Consider the following 18,726-nt stretch of genomic DNA (forward strand, 5'->3'; position numbering starts at 1 on the left):
ATGACCCTCGACACCTCGCTCGGTACGACTCCGACCACCGGGTCGGACACGGCCGCGGGGACGTCCCCGGCGGGGAGCGGTTCGCCGCTCCCCGCCGGTCGGCGGACCAAGCGCCGCATCGCGGACTGGCGGAAGCGCGTCGAGATCGCGGTCCTCGCCGGACCAGCGGTCATCGTCTTCGTCACGTTCGTGATCCTGCCCGTGGCGCTCGCCGCGTACTACGGGTTCTTCAAGTGGCAGGGCTACGGCCCGCCCACCGACTTCGTCGGGCTGCAGAACTACCTGATCATCTTCCAGGACAAGGCGTTCCACGCGGTCCTGATGCACAACGGCTTCATCGTCGTGCTCTCCCTGGTGCTGCAGGGGCCGATCGCGATCGTGCTCGCACTGCTGCTCAACCAGAAGATGCACGGCCGAGGACTCGTCCGCGTGCTCGTCTTCGTGCCGTACGTCATCTCCGAGGTGATCGTCGGCACCGGGTGGAGCCTGATGCTCCAGTCGAACGGCGCCGTGAACGACCTGTTCCAGAGCATCGGCCTGGGCGGCCTCCGTGCGGACTGGCTGTCGAACCCCGACATCGCCATCTGGACGCTGCTCGTGATCATCTCGTGGAAGTACATCGGCTTCGCGGTGATCCTGTTCCTCGCCGGCCTGCAGAGCATCCCCGAGGAACTGTTCGAGGCCGCCGCCATCGACGGTGCCGGCTACTGGCAGATCCAGCGGCGCATCACGCTGCCGCTGCTCGGTCCGACCATCCGCATCTGGGCGTTCCTGTCGATCATCGGCTCGCTGCAGCTGTTCGACCTCGTCTACATCATCTGGGGGCAGTACATCGCGTCGACCGCGGGCACCTCGACGATGGCGACGTACATGGTCGCCAACGGCCGGACCTCGGGCAACTTCGGCTTCGGCAGCGCCGTCGCGGTCGTGATGTTCGTGATCTCGCTCGTGGTCGCCCTGATCTACCAGCGCTTCGTGCTCCGCCGCGACACCGCGGGTGCACTCACCGAGAGGAAGAACTGATGGCCACCACGAGCATCGTCGCCCCCGGGCGCCGGGCCGTGCGGGAGCGCCGGTCCAGTGCCGCGATCGGACGCGCGAACCCGCTGACCTACGTCGTCGCGATCCTGTTCGTCGCCGCCAACCTAGCACCCGTGCTCTACATCGTGCTGGGCGGCTTCCGGACCAACTCGCAGATCACCACGAGCCCCGCCGGGCTGCCGGCACCGTTCGAGTTCGGCAACTACGGGTCCGTGCTGTCGAGCGGCATCTTCTGGCAGCAGCTCGGCAACTCCACGATCAGCGCCGTCACGACCACCCTCGGGGTCGTCGTGCTCGGGCTGATGGTGAGCTTCGTGCTCGCCCGCTACCGGTTCGCCGGCCGCGGGGCGCTCTACGCCCTGTTCGCAGCGGGCCTGATGTTCCCGATCACGGTCGCGATCACCCCGCTGTACCTGCTCGTCAAGGACCTCGGTCTGACGAACAGCCTGGCCGGCGTGATCCTGCCGCAGATCGCGTTCGCGCTGCCGACCACCGTCATCATCCTGGTGCCGTTCCTGCGGGCGATCCCCGACGAGCTCGAGGAGGCCGCGTCGATCGACGGAGCGAGCCGTCTCGGGTTCTTCTTCCGGATGGTCGTGCCGCTGTCGCTGCCCGGCGTCGTCACGGTCGGCATCCTGGCGTTCATCGCCAGCTGGAACAGCTACATCCTGCCGCTGTTCATCCTGAACAACGAGGCCGCGTACACGCTGCCGCTCGGGGTCCAGTCGTTCTCGTCGCAGTACTCCGTCGACACCGCCAAGGTGCTCGCGTTCACCTCGATGTCGATGATCCCGGCCCTCGTGTTCTTCACGATCTTCCAGCGCCGCATCGTCGGTGGCCTGACCGGGGCGGTGAAGGGGTGACCGCGACCGACGCGACGCAGACCGCCGGACACGACTCGCGCCTCCAGGCCGACAGCGTGACGGACGCGACGGACGCGACGGACGCGACGGCCGCGACCGCGACCACCGCCGGAGCCCGCGCCGACGCCCTGCTCGCCGTGATGACCCTCGACGAGAAGGTCGCCCAGCTCGTCGGCTACTGGCTCGACCAGAACGGCGTCGTCGCCCCCATGCAGGGCGAGATGGCGGCCGTGCAGCTGGGCAGCACGCTGGCGGACATCACCCGCGACGGCATCGGGCAGTTCACCCGCGTCTACGGCACCCGTCCCGTCGAACCCGACGAGCGTGCCGCCTGGCTCTGGGCCGAACAGCGCCGCCTGCAGCGCGAGACCCGGCTCGGGATCCCGGCGCTCGTCCACGAGGAATGCCTGACCGGCCTCGCCGCGTGGAAGGCCGCGACGTTCCCGACCCCGCTGGCGTGGGGCGCGTCGTTCGACCCGGAGCTCGTCGAGCAGGTCGGCGCCGTGATCGGTGCGTCGATGCGGCAGCTCGGCGTCCACCAGGGGCTCGCACCGGTGCTCGACGTGATCCGTGACCCCCGCTGGGGCCGGGTCGACGAGTGCATCGCCGAGGACCCGTACCTGGTCGGCACGGTCGGAACCGCGTACGTGCGCGGGTTGCAGTCCGCCGGGGTCGACGCGACCCTGAAGCACTTCCTCGGGTACTCGGCGTCGCAGGCGGGACGGAACCACGCCCCCGTGCACGCCGGAGCGCGCGAACTCGCCGACGTGTACCTGCCGCCGTTCGAGATGGCGCTGCGGGACGGCGGCGCCCGGAGCGTCATGAACTCGTACGCCGAGATCGACGGCGTGCCCGTCGCGGCGAACGGCGAGCTGCTCACCGACCTGCTCCGCGACCGGCTCGGCTTCGACGGCACGGTCGTCGCGGACTACTTCTCGGTGGCGTTCCTCGAGGTCATGCACGGCATCGCCGCCGACCGTGGCGAGGCCGCGGCGCTGGCGCTCGAGGCCGGCGTCGACGTCGAGCTCCCGACCGGTGACGCGTACCTCGCGCCGCTCGTCGAGCGGGTCCGCAGCGGGCAGGTGGACGAGGCACTCGTCGACCGCGCCGTGCTCCGGGTGCTCCGGCAGAAGGAACGGCTCGGCCTGCTCGAACCGGACGCCTTCGCCGAGGACGCCCCCACCGGGATCGACCTCGACACCCCGCTGCACCAGGCACTCGCACGCCGGCTGGCGGCGAAGTCGCTCGTGCTGCTGTCGAACGACAGCGGCGCCACCGACAGCGGCTCCAACGACAGCGGCGCCACCGACAGCGGCAGCGCCGACGGCGCCACCGACGCCACCCCCGTCCTCCCGCTCGCGCCAGGGGCCTCGGTCGCGGTCATCGGCCCGAACGCCGACCGCGCCGAGGCTCTGCAGGGCTGCTACTCGTTCGCCAACCACGTGCTCGCCTCGCACCCCGACCTGCCGCTCGGCTTCGCGATCCCGACCGTCCGCGAAGCCGTCGCCCAGGCCCTCGGCCCGGCAGCGGTGCGCTTCGCAGCGGGCTGCGCCGTCACGGGCGACGACCGGGCCGGCTTCGCCGACGCGGTCGCCGTGGCGTCCGCCTCGGACGTCGCTGTGGTCGTCGTCGGTGACCAGGCCGGACTCTTCGGCCGCGGCACGGTCGGCGAGGGCAACGACACCGAGTCGCTCGACCTGCCCGGCGTGCAGCGCGAGCTGGTCGAGGCCGTCGTCGCGACCGGTACCCCCACCGTGATGGTGCTGCTCACCGGCCGGCCGTACGCGATCGGCTGGGCGCTCGACGGCGACCAGCCGCGTCCGGCCGCGGTCGTGCAGGCGTTCTTCCCGGGCGAGGGCGGCGGGCTGGCGATCGCCGACCTGCTCACCGGTGTCGCCTCGCCCTCGGGCCGCCTGCCGCTGTCCCTGCCCCGGTCCGCCGGTGCGCAGCCGTTCACGTACCTGCACCCGCGGCTCGGCGGTCCGTCCGACGTCACCGCCGCCGACTCGACGCCGGTGCGACCGTTCGGCTTCGGCCTCGGCTACACCGACTTCGCCTACGACGAACTCGTCGTCGACCAGGACGTCCGCTCCGACGGCGTCTTCACCGCGTCGGTGACGGTCCGGAACACCGGGTCCCGTGACGGCGAGGACGTCGTGCAGCTCTACGGGCACGACGTGCACGGCAGCGTCACCAGGCCCGAGGTGCAGCTCCTCGGGTACGCGCGGGTCGCGCTCGCCGCGGGGGAGTCCGCGCGGGTCCGCTTCCGCGTCCCGGTGCAGCGCTTCGCGTTCACCGACCGCCGCATGCGCAGGGTGGTCGAGCCCGGCGACGTGCAGGTCTGGGTCGCGTCGCACGCGGCGGCGTCACGGCCGGGAGGCCCGGTGGCAGCCGGTGGGATCGTCGCCTCGGGCGACGGGCCGGTCCGACACCCCGTCCCCGGCACCGCCACGGAGCGCGCCACCGTCGCGGTCACCGGTGCGGTCCACGAGGTCACCCTCGACGACCCCCGCCTGGTGGAGTGGTCGCTCGTCTGACCGGGAGACGGAGAGGAGGCCCGGTGCCAGCGTGCACCGGGCCTCCTGTCCGTCAGCGGGTCGCGGTCACCCGACCGGTTCGATCCGGTCGGACAGGTCCAGGGACCAGACGGCGACGCCCGTCAGGCCGAGCCGCTCCGCCAGCGCGATCCGCTCGCGCAGCGAGCGTGCGTCCGACCACCAGAGCACCTCACCGCTCGGCAGGGTCGCGGTCCACTCGCCCGCCGTCGCGTCCCACCGGGCGGTCGCGCCCGCCTTCCGGACCCGGAGCCGGGCCTGGGCGTCGGAGAGCTGACCGGCCGGACGCGTCCCCATCCAGTGGTAGCCGTACCCGGCGACACCGAGCACGATCTGGTCGGCGGGGGCGAGGGTCGCGAGTGCACGGGCGGCCTTCGACGACCACGCGAGCGACCCGACCGGGCCGGGCGCGTCCGGTTCCCAGGGGCCGTGCTGGTCGTAGGCCATGAGCGTCAGGTGGTCGAGCGGGGCACGGAGGGCGCGCACGTCGTAGCCCAGGCGGGCGTACCCGGCGGCTGTGGTCGACGCGGACAGGGCGATGTCGAGCCGGACGTCGTCGCCGACGGCGGCTCGGAGCTCCCGGGCGAAGGCGGTGAGGCCGGGCTTCTCGGCCGGGGTCAACGCCTCGAGGTCGATCATGATCGAGTCCCAGCCGCCCGTGGTGACGTCGGCGGCGAGCGACCGGACGACCCGGGCGCGGTTCGCGGGCGAGGTGAGCAGCTTCCGCGCGATCGGCTCGCTGAAGTCCCCGTCGGCCTCGGAGTAGTTGCTCACGAGCAGCTGTGCGGTGAGCCCGTTCGCGTGCGCCCGGTCGCGCTGGGCCTTCGCGGCACGCGAGGGGACCGTGACCTTCGTGCCCGTCCGGTTCAGCAGCAGGCCGTCGACGCCGACCACGTCCATCGCGGCGGCGTTCGCATCCACCAGGGCGGTGTCGGCGTTCTCGGGCTGGAAGCCGGTCACGTCGAACCCGTCGGCCCGGGCAGCGGTCGGGGTCGTGCAGCCGGCGAGTGCGAGTCCCGTGGAGAGGACGGCTGCGAGCAGCGCGGAGCGGCGTCGACGCGGGGTGGTGGTCACGGGGAGGGGCGTCCTGTCGTTGGTACCCGGTCGGGGCGTGTCGTCGGCGCTCCGGTCAGGAGGCGCTGATGGTCGTGGTGGGGCGTGCCGGCGGGGCCCCGGAGACGTCGTCGGCGGAGACCGGGCCCTCGGCGTCCGTCGGTTCCGGGCTCAGGACGAGGCCGGAACCGCTCGCCGCGCTGGCGTAGAGCTCGTCGAGCCACGAGCGGTTCACGCTCGGTGACTTGCCGCCGGCGAACTTGAAGTGCAGTCCGCAGTAGGGGTGGATCCAGATGCTGCTGCGGCCGCCACCGACGGCGGGGTCGTCCTTCCACGAGAACACGAAGCTCTCTCCGCGGCGGATGAGGTTCACGATGACGATCTGCAGGTGCGTGAGCGCACGGTCGTCGAGGCGGAGCTCGAGGGGTTGCGAGTCGTAGATGAGCTGGCCCATGGCGCTGCCTTCCGTCGGGTGGGACCCGCCGCACGTGCCGGGCCCGCGGGGTCCATCCTCCCCCGATTCCTCGACCCCTGGCGCTTTTCGTCCATCGACGGCGTGATCAGTCCCGTTCCGTGCCGGCGGCCGACGGCGGGACGGTCGGTGCCGACCACGGTGGGAGCTCGGCCGACGGGTACCCGCCGTGCTCATCCGGCGCCCGCAGCATCGGGTTGACCGCGCGCAGCCGGATGCCGGAGCTGTCCCCGGTGACCCCGCGGACGGCGCTCGCCAGCAGGAACGCGACGACGTCGGCCGTGCTGCCGTCGGGGTCGTAGCCGTGCCAGGGGCGGTCGTCGCCCTGGGCGCGTCGCAGGGCACTGGCGAACGTCGCGTCGGCGTCGTCGACCTCCACCTCGCAATCGAGCACGATCCGGAAGCGTGATCCCTCGCCCGGGGGGCCGGCGAGGTCCGGCGTGGCGAGGGGCTCCGGGTCCTCCGGGTCGAACGACCGGAGCGCCGCCGACGGTGCGGTGCCGAACGCGGCACGGTACTCGGCAGCCATCCGCCCGGCGTTGCTGAAGTGCCAGTGCTTCGCGACGTCTGCGATGGTGCGTCGGTCGGCCGGTGTCATCGACAGCAGGTCGCGGCGGACGCCCTCGAGCCGCACCCCGCGCAGGTACGACGCGGGTGAGGTCTGCAGCTCCCGCCGGAACGCGCTCTGCAGGCCGCGGGTCGACAGGTGTGCGGCGGCGGCGATGTCCGGTACGGAGATCGCTTCACGGGCGTGGGCGTGCACGAACCGCAGCGCCTCGTGCACGCTGCGGGACAGCCGTGCTCCGCCGTGCTCGGGACCACTCGCCGTGGTCGGTGCCTGGTCCATACGTGGAGGGTACGAGTCGGTCGGGCGGATCGGCCCCCGACGCCACGACGCCGCCGTTATCCGGGGTGCGCGGATGTGGATCGCACCCGTTCGGGGGCCATTGTGGACCTCGACGGAGGCGCTTATCGTCCAGAAGGTACTCAAACTGTCCCCCTCCGAACAGGGTCGGAGGTGCGGGGGCAGATCGGAGGGTCTCATGAGTGTTTACGAACGTGCACCGGGGGTCGCCCCGGTCCACATCACCTCCTACCGGGCGCGGGCACGGGCTGCCCGACGCGGGTGGATCGTGCAGTCCGAGGACGACGTCGATCGCGAGCGCTTCACCTTCGCGGACCTCCGCGCACAGCGGGGGCGGAACCCGTGAGCAGCGACACCGTCCCGCGGGCCGTGGTCGGCCACGCACCCCGGGCCGCCGAGCGGTGCGGCCGGACCCCCTCCGACGCCGTCCGGACGGTCCGTGCCGTGTACGACGGTCGCGACGTTCGGTTCGCACCCACCGACCGGTTCGCGTTCCGCCACCGGACGGTGCGCCACCACAACGTCGCGCTGCTGTCGTCGGCGGTGTCGACGGCCGCCGCCGCCTCGTTCACGCCGGACGGCACGCCGGTGCTGGCGTGGTCGACCGTGGGGTGCCTCCGGGTCGACGACGACGCGCCCACCCGTCCCGGTGTGCCGGTGCTCCTGCCGACGGACCGACCGTTCACCCTGATCGTGCCGGCGGGGACCGTCCAGGTGCTGCGGGTCGACCGCGGCTTCCTCGACGCCGTGAACGGGGTCGTGTTCGACCACCGCTTCGCCGGGCGACTGCGATCCCGCCCGGCCGAGGCCGAGGTCTCCCACCTGCTCGCCCGCATCGACGCGGTGGCGGTCAACGCGCTGCACCCCGACCGCAACCCGGGCGGCCATCTGTCCGCACAGGTGCTGCTGGCCGAGTCCGTCCTGCGGGCCTTCGGCGGGACGGGCGCCGAAGGCGACGCACCGCCGGTGCGCCGGACGGTGAACACCGTGCAGCTCGCGCAGGCCTGGCTCGCGGAGCACTGCGACCGGCCGCTCCAGCTCGCGGACGTCTGCGGGGCCGTCGGGGTCAGCTCCCGCACACTCCAGGAGAACTTCGTGCAGCACGTCGGGGTGAGCCCCATGACGTACCTGCTGCAGGTCCGCCTCGACCGGGTGCGGATCGCGCTCCAGCTCGCCGACTGCGCGCAGACGACGGTGGCCGAGGTCGCGCACCGGTGGGGCTTCCGCCACATGGGGCGGTTCTCGAGCACGTACCACCAGCGCTTCGACGAGTACCCGAAGAAGACGCTCCAGACGAGCACCTGACCCGCCCGTGCGCACGCGACAACAGCGGCTGATCGGGCTGGCGGAGCGGGTCCTGCTCCACCAGCCGGACGTGGTGCCGGACAGCATCCTGTTCGAGTGGGGCGACCACCGCGGACGCGACTGGGAGCAGACCCTCACCGTGCACTACGACGTCGGTGGAGGGAGCCCCGGCCCCCACCACCGGCACCACTACTTCATCTGACCGGGCTCTGCAGCCGGTCCGCCAGGAACGCAGCCTGACGCTCCCAGTGCCGGAAGCCGCCACCCTCGTGCCCGTTGTACGGGTACACGACGATCTCGCGGTCGGTGGAGCCGAGGGCGTTGAACGCGGCGAAGGTCGTGCGCGGCGGAACGACGTCGTCCATCAGCGCGACCGAGAACAGCGCCGGGGCGGTGATGCCGGCGGCGTGGTTCACCCCGTCCAGGTACGCGGCGGTCTCCCACACGCTGTCGGCCGCGTCGCGGTGGACGGAGAGGTACTGCGCGAGCTCCAGGTACGGACCGCCGACCGCGACGTCGGTGCCGTTCCGCCAGTCGGCGAGGAACGCCACGTCGGGCAGCACCGCGGCGACCGGTCCGACGTGTGCCTCGACCAGGGCCGCCGCGGCGATCGTGATGCCGCCGCCCTGGCTGCCCCCGGTCAGGGCGATGCGCTCGGGGTCGATCCCGGGAAGCGTCCGCACCGCCTCGACGAGCCGCACGGCGTCGGTGTAGACGCGGCGGTAGTAGTGCTCGGCCGGTGAGCCGATGCCGCTCGTCATCCAGCCGCTGGCGTGCGGTGCGGAGCCGTGCGGGTCCGGGGTGTCGCCGCCGGCCCACCCGGAGCCCTGGCCGCGCGTGTCCATCACGACGTGCACGTAGCCGGCGAGGGCCCAGTGCACGCGCTCGCCGGGGCGACCACGGCCACCGCCGTAGCCGAGGAACTCGACGACGACCGGCAGTGCGCCGGGGTCGTCGGACACCGGGCGGTTGACCCACGCGCGCACGGGGTCGCCGGCGAACCCGGGGAACGTCAGGTCCTCGACGACGAGACCGGTCACCGGGGTCTCGGCCGGCACGAGGGTCGACTCGACCCCCTCGCCCGCGGTCCGGGCGGCGGCGATCGTGTCCGCCCAGAAGGCGTCGAAGTCAGCGGGACGACGGACGTCCGAGCGGTGGGCGCGGAGCGCGTCGAGGGGCAGGTCGGTCAGTGGCATGGGGTCCTCCGGGGACGATGATGCCCCCGGCGCCCTGGTGGAGGGCGCCGGGGGCGGGGAGTGTCGGATCCGGTGCGTCGGTCAGCGCGCCGCGGCGCGGTACTGCTCGAGCACCGCGGGGTGCGGGTCGGACGGCACGGTGGTCGTCGCGGTGTCCCACGTCGGCAGTGCGCCGGTGAGCGCCCACGCGGCCTGCTTCGCAGCACCCGCGGCGACGTACTCGCCGGGCTCGGGCACCAGGACGTCACGGCCGAACACCTGTGCGGCGACGGTGCGGACCGCCGGGTTCCGCGCAGCGCCACCGATGAGCAGCAGCCGCTCGACGGTCACCCCGGTGCCCTGCACCGCGGCCAGTCCGTCGGCGAGGGCGCAGAGCATCCCCTCGACGGCCGCCCGGGCCAGGTGCGCCCGGTCGGTGGTCGCCGGCGTCATGCCGAGCAGCGATGCGGTCGCATCCGGCCGGTTGGGCGTGCGCTCGCCGACGAAGTACGGCACCAGGACGAGGCCGTCGGCCCCGGCCGGCGCCTGCAGCGCCAGTTCGCCGAGTGCGTCGTGGTCGACGCCGAGCAGGCCGCCGATCACCTCGAGCACGCGGGCCGCGTTGAGCGTCGTGACGATCGGGAGGCGCGACCCGGTCCCGTCGGCGAAGCCCGCCACGGTCCCGCTCGGGTCACGCACCTCGGCGTCGCTGACCCCGAAGACCGTGCCGCTGGTGCCGAGGGACACCGCGACGTCACCAGGGCCGAGACCCAGGCCGAGCGCTGCCCCGGCGTTGTCGCCGAGTCCGGCGCCGACGACGAGGCCGGACCGGGCGACCGCGCCGCCGGGCAGCTCGACGTCGGTGGACAGGGTGCCCATCGCCTCGTCGGGAGCGACCACGCGGGGAACGACCACGGCGTCGTCGTCACCCATCGACGCCGGACGCATCGGTCGCCCGAGCGCGAGCTCGAACAGCTCCGGGTCGTACTCGCGGCGCACCGGGTCCCAGTACGCCGTGCCGCTGGCGTCGGACGCGTCCGTCGCCAGGGCGTCGAGGTCGGGGCCGAGCGGGCTCTCGTCCGCCGGGCCGTAGCCGCGGAGCCGCCACGACAGCCAGTCGTGGGGGAGCGCCACGGCCGCGACGCGGGCTGCGTTCTCGGGCTCCGCGTCGCGGAGCCACCGCAGCTTGGTGCCGGTGAACGACGCGACCGGCACGAGCCCCGTCCGGGCGACCCAGGCCTCCCGGCCGAGTTCGTCGACCATCTGCGCGGCCGCGTCCGCACTCCGCACGTCGTTCCAGAGCAGGGCGTCGCGGACCACGCGGCCGTCGGCGTCGAGCGCGACCATGCCGTGCTGCTGCCCGGCGATGGCGACGGCACCGACGTCGTCGAGGCCGCCGGCGTCCGCGACGGCGGCACCGAGGGCGTCCCACCAGTGGCGGGGGTCGACGGAGGTGCCGTCCGGGTGGGACGCGCGTCCCTCGCGGACGACCGCACCGGTCGCGGCGTCACGGATGGTGACCTTGCAGGACTGGGTCGACGAGTCGACGCCGGCGACGAGCTGGCGCTCGTCCGTGTTCTCAGCCACGAGCACCCATCAAGTGCTCCATCGCGAGCTGCTGCAGGCGGACGAAGCCGAAGCCCTTGCCGCCGAAGTAGGCATCGGCGTCGAAGTCCTCGTAGGCGGAGCGGTCGGCGAGGAACGCGTCGTACGACTCGCCGTCGTCCAGCGTCGGCGTCGACAGCTCGCCGACCTTGGAGGCCTCGAGCGCCGCCTGCACCTCGGGGTCCGCGCGGAACGCCTGCGCACGCTCCTTGAGGAGCAGGTACATGCGCATGTTGGCCGACGCGGAGTCCCAGACGCCGGTGATGTCCTCGGTGCGGCTCGGCTTGTAGTCGAAGTGGCGCGGGCCGTCGTACGACGGGCCGCCCTGCGGGGCGCCGTGCTCGAGCAGGTCGACGAGCGAGAACGCGTTCTGCAGGTCGCCGTGACCGAACACCAGGTCCTGGTCGTACTTGATGCCGCGCTGACCGTTGAGGTCGATGTGGAAGAGCTTGCCCTGGTAGAGCGCCTGGGCGATGCCGGCCGTGAAGTTCAGGCCAGCCATCTGCTCGTGGCCGACCTCGGGGTTGATGCCGAACAGCTCCGGACGCTCGAGCGTCTCGGTGAAGGCGATCGCGTGGCCGAGGGTCGGCAGGAGGATGTCGCCGCGGGGCTCGTTCGGCTTTGGCTCGATGGCGAACCGGATGCCGTAGCCCTTGTCGGTGACGTACTGGGCGAGCAGGTTGACGGCTTCGCGGTACCGCTCGAGCGCGGCCTGCACGTCCTTGGCGCTGTCGTACTCGGAGCCTTCGCGGCCACCCCACATCACGAACGTCGACGCGCCGAGCTCGGCGGCGAGGTCGATGTTGCGGAGCACCTTGCGGAGCGCGAAGCGGCGGACCTGCCGGTCGTTCGAGGTGAAGCCGCCGTCCTTGAAGACCGGGGCGGAGAACAGGTTCGTCGTGACCATCGGCACGACGATCCCGGTCGACTCGAGCGCACCCTTGAGGCGGTCGATCTGGGTCTGGCGTTCGGCGTCGGTCGAGCCGAACGCGAACAGGTCGTCGTCGTGGAAGGTCAGGCCGTAGGCGCCGAGCTCGTCGAGCTTCTCGACCGCCTCGACCACGTCGAGGGCGGGTCGGGTCGGCCCGCCGAAGGGGTCGGAGCCGTTGTAGCCGATGGTCCAGAGACCGAAGGAGAACTTGTCTGCACGGGTGGGCGTCGTTGCCATGGTGGTCACCGTTCGTCGTCGAAACAAAATGTTGCCGCGCCCAACATAAGCGGTAGTGTTGGCTGTGGCAAGCACGTGATCGCAAAGGAGCGAGCGGATGGCAAGTGAGTCGACGGTGCAGCAACGACTGCGGGTCGCGATGGTGGGGCACGGCTTCATGGGAGCCGCGCACTCACAGGCGTGGCGGACCGCCCCCAGGTTCTTCGACCTCGGCGCCGAGCCGGAGATGGCGGTGATCGTCGGGCGTGATCCCGGACGCACCGAGGCCGCTCGGCAGCAGTACGGCTGGCAGGCGTCGTCCACCGACTGGCGTGCCGTCGTCGCCGATCCGGACATCGACGTGGTCGACGTCGTTTCGCCGGGGTCCTCGCACGTCGAGATCGCGATCGCCGCGCTCCAGGCCGGCAAGCACGTCCTGTGCGAGAAGCCGCTCGCGAACACCGTCGCCGAGGCCGAGGCGATGACCGCCGCCGCCGACGCCGCCCGTGCACAGGGTGTCCGGGCGATGGTCGGGTTCAGCTACCGCCGGGTGCCGGCCATCGCGTTCGCCCGGCAGCTGGTGCAGGACGGCCGGATCGGCACCGTGCGCCAGGTCCGTGCGCTCTACCTGCAGGACTGGCTCGCCGACGCCGACGGCCCGATGACCTGGCGCCTCGACAAGTCGCTCGCGGGCTCGGGGGCGCTCGGGGACATCGGCGCACACGCGATCGACCTGGTCGAGCACGTCACGGGCGCGTCGCTCGCCACCGTGTCCGGCACCCTCGAGACCTTCGTGACCGAGCGTCCGCTGATGGCCGAGGGGGTGGGGCTCTCCGGCACCGCGTCGAGCGAGCGCGGGCAGGTCACCGTCGACGACGCCGCGTTCTTCACCGCACGGCTCGACGGCGGCGCGGCCGACGGTGCGATCGGCACGTTCGAGGCCACGCGCTACGCGACCGGGCGGAAGAACGGTCTGACGCTCGAGATCAGCGGTTCCGAGGGCGCGATCCAGTTCGACCTCGAGTCGATGAACGAGCTCCGGCTGTACGAGTCGAACGCACCGGCGGGGGAGCAGGGGTTCCGCCGCATCCTCGTCACCGAGCCCGAGCACCCCTACATGGCCGCGTGGTGGCCGACCGGGCACCTCATCGGGTACGAGCACACCTTCAGCCACCAGGTGAAGGACTTCGTCGACGCCATCGTCGCCGGCACCGACCCGTCGCCGTCGTTCGCCGACGGCCTGCACGTGCAGCGGGTCCTCGACGCGGTCGAACGCAGCGCCGCCGCCGGCAGCACCTGGACGGCGACCTCGTGAGCGCCGCCGAGCAGACCCGCCAGGCGCTCGTCGTCCGCGGCGGGTGGGACGGCCACCAGCCCGTCGAGACCACCGACCTGTTCATCCCGTTCCTGCAGGACCACGGCTTCGCGGTCCGGATCGAGGGATCGCCCGCCGTGTACGCCGACCAGGAGTACATGGACACGGTCGACCTGATCGTCCAGGTGAACACCATGACGACCATCGCCGCCGACGAGTTCGCCGGTCTGCAGCGGGCCGTCCTGAACGGCACCGGCCTGGCCGGCTGGCACGGCGGCATCGCGGACTCGTACCGCGACAACGCCGACTACCTGCACATGATCGGCGGGCAGTTCGCGCACCACGCGGGCAAGCACCCCGACGAACGGGTCGGGGAGCAGTCGGACAACTACATCCCCTACACGGTGCACATCACCGACCTCGGGCACGAGCACCCGATCACGCAGGGCATCGATGACTTCGACCTCGTCACCGAGCAGTACTGGGTGCTGAGCGACGAGTACGACGACGTCCTCGCCACCACCACGCAGGAGGCCCGCTCGTGGGACCCCTGGAACCGCCCGGTCACCGCACCGGCGATCTGGACCCGGCAGTGGGGGAAGGGACGGATCTTCGTCTCGGCCCCCGGACACCGGATCGAGATCGTCGAGTCGCAGCCGGTCCGCACCATCATCGAACGGGGACTCCTGTGGGCAGCACGGTGAACGAAGGGGTGCTCCGCGTCGGAGTCGTCGGGGTCGGGGTCATCAGCCAGCAGTACTTCGAGCACTTCCCGGCCCTGCCCGGCCTCGAGCTCGCCGCGGTCGCCGACCTCGACGTCGCCCGTGCCGAGCAGGTCGGTGCGGCTCAGGGCGTGCGCGGGACCACCGTGGACGACCTGCTCGCCGCCGACGACGTCGACGCGGTGCTCAACCTGACGATCCCGGCCGCGCACGCCGACATCGCCACCCGGGCACTCGCAGCAGGCAAGCACGTCTACGGCGAGAAGCCGCTCGCGATGTCCACCGCCGAGGCCGCACCGGTGCTCGAAGCCGCCCGCGCCGCCGGCCTGCGCGTCGGCAGTGCCCCGGACACCGTCCTCGGCACGGGTATCCAGACCGCACGGGCCGCCCTCGACGACGGCGCGATCGGCACCCCGGTCGGCGCTGCAGTCGCCTGGAGCGCACCCGGGCACGAGCTCTGGCACCCCGCGCCGGCGTTCTACTACCAGCCGGGCGGCGGACCGCTCCTCGACATGGGGCCGTACTACCTGACCAGCCTCGTCACGTTCTTCGGGCCGGTCGTCCGGGTCAGCGGCAGCGCCACCCGCTCCACCCGTGAACGGACGATCGCGACCGGACCGAACGCCGGCACCTCGATCCCGGTCGACATCGACACGCACGTCGTCGCGATCCTCGAGCACGAGGGCGGCGTGGTCTCCACCGTGAGCGTCTCGTTCGAGGTCTGGGCCACCCGCGCCCCGCTGTTCGAGGTGTACGGCACCGCCGGCACCCTGGGGGTACCGGACCCGAACCGGTTCTCGGACACCGTGTCGATCGCCACCGCCGACGACCGCTCGTGGCGCGACCTGCCGGTCGCCGCCGGGTACGCCGACGCCGGCCGCGGTTACGGCCTCGCCGACATGGCGCACGCGATCGCGACGGACCGGCCGCACCGTGCCTCCGGCGACCTCGCGTTCCACGTGCTCGAGGTCATGGAGGCGGTCTCGGCCGCCGCCCGAGACCACTCGGTCGTCGACGTGCACTCGCGCGTCGAGCGACCCGCCACCGTCCCCGCCGGGTCCGCACCCGGATCCTGGTGACGGAACCCGACCACCGCGAAGAAGGACGACGACGATGACGACGACGGACGCGAGCGACACGACGGAGACGACCCGGGCCTCCCGGCCGGTCACCCTGTTCACCGGACAGTGGGCCGACCTGCCCTTCGAAGAGGTGGCCCGGCTCGCCGGCGAGTGGGGCTACGACGGGCTGGAGATCGCCTGCTGGGGTGACCACCTGGACGTCCGGCGCGCCGCGACGGACCCGGAGTACGTGGCGGACCGGCTGGCGATCCTGGAACGCCACGGCCTGCGGGTCTGGACGATCGCGAACCACCTGGTCGGCCAGGCCGTGTGCGACGACCCCATCGACCAGCGGCACGAGGACATCGTCCCGCCGCGCGTGTGGGGCGACGGCGACCCCGAGGGCGTGCGGCAGCGTGCGGCCGAGGAACTGCAGTGGACTGCCCGTGCCGCCGCAGCGCTCGGTGTCGACACCGTCACCGGCTTCTCCGGCTCGTCGATCTGGAAGACCGTCGCCGGGTTCCCGCCCGTGCCCCCGGGGATGATCGACGCCGGGTACCAGGACTTCCACGACCGCTGGTCACCGATCCTCGACGTCTTCGAGGAGGTCGGCGTCCGGTTCGCACTCGAGGTGCACCCGTCCGAGATCGCCTACGACTACTGGACCGCCAAGCGCACGCTCGAGGTGTTCCAGGACCGGCCGGCGTTCGGGTTCAACTTCGACCCGTCGCACTTCGTCTGGCAGGACCTCGACCCCGCCGCGTTCCTGCTCGACTTCGCCGACCGGGTGTACCACGTGCACTGCAAGGAGTCGGTGAAGCAGCTCGACGGGCGCAACGGGCGGTTGTCCTCGCACCTGCCGTGGGGCGACCCCCGGCGCGGGTGGGACTTCGTCACCGCCGGTCACGGGGACGTGCCGTGGGAGCGGGTGTTCCGCGTCCTGAACCACATCGGGTACGCCGGCCCGACCAGCGTCGAGTGGGAGGACGCCGGCATGGACCGGCTCGTCGGCGGGCCCGAGGCGCTGGCGTTCGTCCGGCAGCTCGGTACCATCGCGCCGCCGGACGCCGCGTTCGACGCCGCGTTCTCGCGGTCGCGCTGACCGGCACCACGCTGCGGGGCCGTGCGGTCGCCGAGGTTTCGCACGGCGCGACAGTCCACGGGGCCCGCCGGTGCGAAACTCGTCGCTCAGCCCGAAACCCCACCCACGACCTCACCCACCAACGAGGAGGACCCATGGCACGGCAGCCCACGGCGACGCCGGGCAACGCCGCGCGCGTCCTCCGGCTCGTCCACGAGGACGGCCCCGTCACCCGCGCCGAACTCACCCGGCGCACCGGCCTGAACCGCTCGACCATCCTCGCGCTCGTCGGGGAACTCGTCGACGCCGGTCTCGTGCACGAGGAGACTCCCGCCGCGGGGACCCCCGGTACCGGTGTCGGACGACCGAGCGGGGTCGTCCGGGCGTCCGGCGACGTCCTCGCCGCCGCGGTCACGGTCGAGATCGACGCCGTCGGGGTCGCCCTCGTCGGCCTCGACGGCACCGTCCGCGACCGGCTGGTCGAGCCGCAGACCACCGTGCCCACCGCGGCGCAGGCGATCGACGCCGTCGCCCGGGTCCTCGCAGCACTCCTCGCCCGCACCGGACCGGCGGCCCGGATCGTCGGGGTCGGTGTCGCCGTGCCCGGCATCGTCCGGGTCGAGGACGGCACCGTCCGCGACGCCCCGCACCTCGGATGGCGTGACGAACCCCTCGCCGCACCGCTCGCGGAACGCCTGGGGCTGCCGGTCCGGGCCGCGAACGACGCCAACCTCGGCGCCTGGGCGGAACGGCTGTACGGCAGCGCCCGCGGCGTCGACGACCTCGTGTACCTGAACGGCGGCGCGAGCGGCATCGGCGGCGGGATCGTCAGCGCCGGCCGGCCCTTCAGCGGCGCCGACGGGTACGCGGGCGAGCTGGGGCACACCTTCGTCGCGGCGAACGGCATCCGCTGCCACTGCGGTGCGGTCGGCTGTCTGGAGACCGAGGCCTCGCGCTCCGCGCTCACCGCGGTCACCAGGACCCCGCCGGACGACCTCGACGCGCTCGCCGCGGCGCTCGCCGAGGGCCGGCCCGAGCTGGAGCGGGTCGTCGACCGACAGGTCGCCGCTCTCGCGACCGCACTGCGGAACGCCATCCACACCGTCGACCCCGAGGTCGTCGTGCTCGGCGGGTTCCTCGGTGCGCTGCTCGGACACGTCGGCGACCGGATCGAAACCGACGTCCGGGCGCAGACGATGGCCGCCATGACCGACCGGCTCCGCATCGTCCCGGCGGCACTCGGCCGCGACGTCCTGGTCCGTGGCGCCGCCGAGATCGGCTTCGCGGAGCTGCTGCGCGACGCCACCATGCCCGCGGCGCCAGCGCCAGCGCCAGCGACAACGTCCGCGGCGCCCGCCGCCGCCCCCTCCACCACCCACACGTCCGGCCGCGACGACGCGGCCGAGGAAGCGAGAACCGCATGACCTCCACCCAGCGCACCAGCGTCCTGCTCGGCACCCAGGACCTCACCGTCGAGGACCGCCCCGTCCCCGCCGTCGACCCCGGCGACGTGCTCGTCCGGGTCGCCGCCGTGGGTGTCTGCGGCTCCGACGTGCACTACTACCGCCACGGCCGCATCGGCGACTTCGTCGTCGAGGAGCCCCTCGTCCTCGGGCACGAGCTGTCCGGCACGATCGAGGCCGTCGGCGAGGGCGTCGACCCGTCCCGCGTGGGGGAGCGCGTGGCCATCGAGCCGCAGCGCCCCTGCCATCGCTGCGCGCAGTGCCTGGCCGGCCGCTACAACCTCTGCCCGCACATGCGCTTCTACGCGACGCCGCCGGTCGACGGCGCCTTCACCGAGTTCGTCACCATCGAGGCCGAGTTCGCCCACGTCCTGCCCGACGCCGTCTCGTTCGAGGCCGGCGCGCTCCTGGAACCCCTGTCCGTCGGCATCGCCGCCGTCCGCAAGGCGGCCATCGTGCCCGGTTCGTCGGTGCTCATCGCCGGCGCCGGTCCGATCGGCATCATCTGCGCCCAGGTCGCGAAGGCCTTCGGTGCCTCGCGCATCGTCGTCAGCGACCTGGTGCCGGAGCGCCGTGCGCGGGCGCTGGAGTACGGCGCCACCGAGGTCGTCGACCCCACCGCCGTGTCCGTCGCGTCCGACATCGTCCCCGTCGACGCGTTCATCGACGCGAGCGGTGCACCCCGAGCGGTGTCGGACGGCATCAGGGCGGTCGGTCCGGCGGGTGCCGCGGTGCTGGTCGGGCTCGGCAACTCCGAGATGACGCTGCCGGTCGAGCACATCCAGAACCTCGAGGTCACGGTCACCGGGATCTTCCGGTACACGAACACGTGGCCGGTCGCCATCGAGCTGGTCGCGTCCGGGCAGGTCGACCTCGACTCGCTCGTCACCGGTCGCTTCGGGCTCGACGACGTCCGCGAGGCCCTCGAGAGCGACACCGACCCGGAGTCGCTCAAGTCCGTCGTCTACCCCGGCGGCGTCCCGGCCTGAGTGGGCTGCGCGTC

At 72.7% G+C, this 18,726-nt stretch carries 18 protein-coding genes; 12 read left to right on the plus strand and 6 right to left on the minus strand.

From position 1 onward, the window contains the following. The 3 genes from DEI85_RS03555 to DEI85_RS03565 all read left to right on the plus strand — a co-directional run bounded on the left by DEI85_RS03555 (nucleotide 1) and on the right by DEI85_RS03565 (nucleotide 4,441). Nucleotides 1-1,023: a carbohydrate ABC transporter permease gene (locus DEI85_RS03555; protein WP_027464452.1), complete on the plus strand. Its 1,023-nt coding sequence runs from the start codon at nucleotides 1-3 to the stop codon at nucleotides 1,021-1,023. After that, nucleotides 1,023-1,904: a carbohydrate ABC transporter permease gene (locus tag DEI85_RS03560; protein ID WP_017886791.1), complete on the plus strand. Its 882-nt coding sequence runs from the start codon at nucleotides 1,023-1,025 to the stop codon at nucleotides 1,902-1,904. The genes DEI85_RS03555 and DEI85_RS03560 overlap by 1 nt, the downstream gene beginning before the upstream one ends. Before the next feature lie 140 nt (nucleotides 1,905-2,044). Beyond that, the gene (locus tag DEI85_RS03565; protein WP_502868688.1) at nucleotides 2,045-4,441 is read left to right on the plus strand and encodes a glycoside hydrolase family 3 N-terminal domain-containing protein; all 2,397 of its coding nucleotides are present in this window, start codon (nucleotides 2,045-2,047) and stop codon (nucleotides 4,439-4,441) included. 66 nt (nucleotides 4,442-4,507) lie between these two features. On the opposite strand, the gene DEI85_RS03570 is transcribed toward DEI85_RS03565, so the two are convergent. The 3 genes from DEI85_RS03570 to DEI85_RS03580 all read right to left on the minus strand — a co-directional run bounded on the left by DEI85_RS03570 (nucleotide 4,508) and on the right by DEI85_RS03580 (nucleotide 6,831). Then, nucleotides 4,508-5,533 (minus strand): glycosyl hydrolase family 18 protein, encoded by a 1,026-nt coding sequence (locus DEI85_RS03570; RefSeq protein WP_111123862.1) that lies wholly within the window; start codon nucleotides 5,531-5,533, stop codon nucleotides 4,508-4,510. A gap of 55 nt (nucleotides 5,534-5,588) precedes the next feature. After that, nucleotides 5,589-5,966 carry a DUF7882 family protein gene (locus DEI85_RS03575; protein ID WP_111123863.1) on the minus strand — a complete coding sequence of 126 codons (378 nt, stop codon included), beginning with the start codon at nucleotides 5,964-5,966 and terminating at the stop codon, nucleotides 5,589-5,591. Nucleotides 5,967-6,072: 106 nt separating this feature from the next. Further along, the gene (locus DEI85_RS03580; RefSeq protein WP_181436400.1) at nucleotides 6,073-6,831 is read right to left on the minus strand and encodes a helix-turn-helix domain-containing protein; all 759 of its coding nucleotides are present in this window, start codon (nucleotides 6,829-6,831) and stop codon (nucleotides 6,073-6,075) included. 196 nt (nucleotides 6,832-7,027) lie between these two features. Between DEI85_RS03580 and DEI85_RS03585 the strand changes: the two genes are divergently transcribed. Genes DEI85_RS03585 through DEI85_RS03595 form a run of 3 tightly spaced genes read left to right on the plus strand, consistent with a single transcriptional unit; the run spans nucleotide 7,028 to nucleotide 8,356 of the window. Next, nucleotides 7,028-7,195, plus strand: coding sequence for a hypothetical protein (locus DEI85_RS03585; protein WP_181420178.1), 168 nt, complete (start codon nucleotides 7,028-7,030; stop codon nucleotides 7,193-7,195). Next, nucleotides 7,192-8,154 carry a helix-turn-helix transcriptional regulator gene (locus DEI85_RS03590; RefSeq protein WP_220032972.1) on the plus strand — a complete coding sequence of 321 codons (963 nt, stop codon included), beginning with the start codon at nucleotides 7,192-7,194 and terminating at the stop codon, nucleotides 8,152-8,154. The genes DEI85_RS03585 and DEI85_RS03590 overlap by 4 nt, the downstream gene beginning before the upstream one ends. A gap of 7 nt (nucleotides 8,155-8,161) precedes the next feature. After that, a complete protein-coding gene (locus DEI85_RS03595; protein WP_110862651.1) occupies nucleotides 8,162-8,356 on the plus strand; it encodes a hypothetical protein in 195 nt (64 codons plus the stop codon). On the opposite strand, the gene DEI85_RS03600 is transcribed toward DEI85_RS03595, so the two are convergent. From DEI85_RS03600 to xylA, 3 genes are all read right to left on the minus strand, one after another. Then, entirely contained in the window at nucleotides 8,349-9,350 is a 1,002-nt protein-coding gene (locus DEI85_RS03600) for an acetylxylan esterase (protein ID WP_111091414.1), read from the minus strand. The genes DEI85_RS03595 and DEI85_RS03600 overlap by 8 nt on opposite strands. A gap of 81 nt (nucleotides 9,351-9,431) precedes the next feature. Further along, entirely contained in the window at nucleotides 9,432-10,916 is a 1,485-nt protein-coding gene (gene xylB, locus DEI85_RS03605) for a xylulokinase (RefSeq protein WP_111123875.1), read from the minus strand. Next, nucleotides 10,909-12,102, minus strand: a complete 1,194-nt coding sequence (gene xylA / locus DEI85_RS03610) for a xylose isomerase (RefSeq protein WP_111123865.1) — start codon at nucleotides 12,100-12,102, stop codon at nucleotides 10,909-10,911. The genes xylB and xylA overlap by 8 nt, the downstream gene beginning before the upstream one ends. Nucleotides 12,103-12,199: 97 nt before the next feature. On the opposite strand from xylA, the gene DEI85_RS03615 reads away from it, so the two are divergent. From DEI85_RS03615 to DEI85_RS03640, 6 genes are all read left to right on the plus strand, one after another. Beyond that, nucleotides 12,200-13,396, plus strand: a complete 1,197-nt coding sequence (locus tag DEI85_RS03615) for a Gfo/Idh/MocA family protein (protein ID WP_258376368.1) — start codon at nucleotides 12,200-12,202, stop codon at nucleotides 13,394-13,396. Further along, nucleotides 13,393-14,100, plus strand: a complete 708-nt coding sequence (locus tag DEI85_RS03620; RefSeq protein ID WP_111123866.1) for a ThuA domain-containing protein — start codon at nucleotides 13,393-13,395, stop codon at nucleotides 14,098-14,100. The genes DEI85_RS03615 and DEI85_RS03620 overlap by 4 nt, the downstream gene beginning before the upstream one ends. Further along, entirely contained in the window at nucleotides 14,085-15,197 is a 1,113-nt protein-coding gene (locus DEI85_RS03625; protein ID WP_111123867.1) for a Gfo/Idh/MocA family protein, read from the plus strand. The genes DEI85_RS03620 and DEI85_RS03625 overlap by 16 nt, the downstream gene beginning before the upstream one ends. A gap of 34 nt (nucleotides 15,198-15,231) precedes the next feature. After that, nucleotides 15,232-16,281, plus strand: coding sequence for a sugar phosphate isomerase/epimerase family protein (locus tag DEI85_RS03630; protein ID WP_110862655.1), 1,050 nt, complete (start codon nucleotides 15,232-15,234; stop codon nucleotides 16,279-16,281). Between the two features lie 134 nt (nucleotides 16,282-16,415). Next, on the plus strand, nucleotides 16,416-17,684 hold the full coding sequence (locus DEI85_RS03635) for an ROK family transcriptional regulator (protein ID WP_284183469.1): 1,269 nt from the start codon (nucleotides 16,416-16,418) through the stop codon (nucleotides 17,682-17,684). After that, nucleotides 17,681-18,712, plus strand: coding sequence for an NAD(P)-dependent alcohol dehydrogenase (locus tag DEI85_RS03640; protein WP_110860778.1), 1,032 nt, complete (start codon nucleotides 17,681-17,683; stop codon nucleotides 18,710-18,712). The genes DEI85_RS03635 and DEI85_RS03640 overlap by 4 nt, the downstream gene beginning before the upstream one ends. The last annotated feature ends 14 nt before the right edge of the window (nucleotides 18,713-18,726 follow it).

The sequence above is a fragment of the Curtobacterium sp. MCBD17_026 genome (assembly GCF_003234895.2).
GTDB lineage: Bacteria > Actinomycetota > Actinomycetes > Actinomycetales > Microbacteriaceae > Curtobacterium > Curtobacterium flaccumfaciens.